1 protein-coding gene is annotated in these 856 nt (G+C 68.7%); it reads left to right on the forward strand.

The annotated features are described in order from the left end of the window. Positions 1–47 precede the first annotated feature (47 nt). Positions 48–844, forward strand: a protein-coding gene (locus AC4IJH_RS43595; RefSeq protein WP_490857578.1) for an IS5 family transposase whose coding sequence is annotated in 2 segments (ribosomal slippage) — positions 48–383 and positions 386–844 — 795 coding nt in all. Because the reading frame shifts where the segments join, the coding sequence is not laid out codon by codon here. Positions 845–856 lie beyond the last annotated feature (12 nt).

Here is an 856-nt window from a genome sequence, read left to right on the forward strand (position 1 = left end):
TAAGACGTCGTCTCATTTGGGGTGCTGGGTAGTCTGCCGGTGTGGTGATGGTCGAGCGCATGGTGCCGGACGAGTTGTGGGAGCTGTTCGAGCGGGTGGTCCCGCCTGCTCCATCGCGGCCGCAGGGCGGCGGCCGGCGCCGGTACGGGGATCGCGAGGTGCTGGCCGCGATCATCTTCGTGGCCACGACGGGCTGTACCTGGCGGCAGTTGCCGCCGGTCTTCGGCCCGTCGGGGCCGACCGCGCACCGGCGCTTCGCCGAGTGGAGTGCCGCCCGGGTCTGGGCGAAGCTGCACCGCCTCATCCTCGACGAACTGGGCTCGCGCGGAGATCTGGACTGGTCGCGGTGTGCGATCGACTCGGTGAACATGCGGGCCCTGAAAGGGGGGACCTGACAGGTCCGAATCCTGTGGACAGAGGCAAGAAGGGGTCGAAGATCCACTTGATCACCGAGCGGACCGGTTTACCCCTCTCGATCGGGATCTCCGGCGCGAACCTGCACGACAGCCAGGCACTCGAGCCGCTCGTGCGCGGCATCCCGCCGATCCGTTCCCGCCGCGGCCCGCGCAGGCGACGGCCCGCCAAGCTGCACGCGGACAAGGGCTACGACTACGAGCACCTGCGCCGCTGGCTACGCAAGCGAGGCATCCGGCACCGCATCGCCCGCAAGGGCATCGAGTCCTCCACCCGGCTGGGCCGGCACCGCTGGACGATCGAGCGCACGATGTCCTGGCTGGGCGGCTGCCGTCGCTTGCACCGCCGCTACGAACGCAAGGCCGAGCACTTCCTGGCCTTCACCGCCATCGCCTGCAGCCTCATCTGCTACCGCAGACTCACCAAATGAGACGACGTCTAA

Source organism: Streptomyces sp. UF-297 (assembly GCF_058245575.1).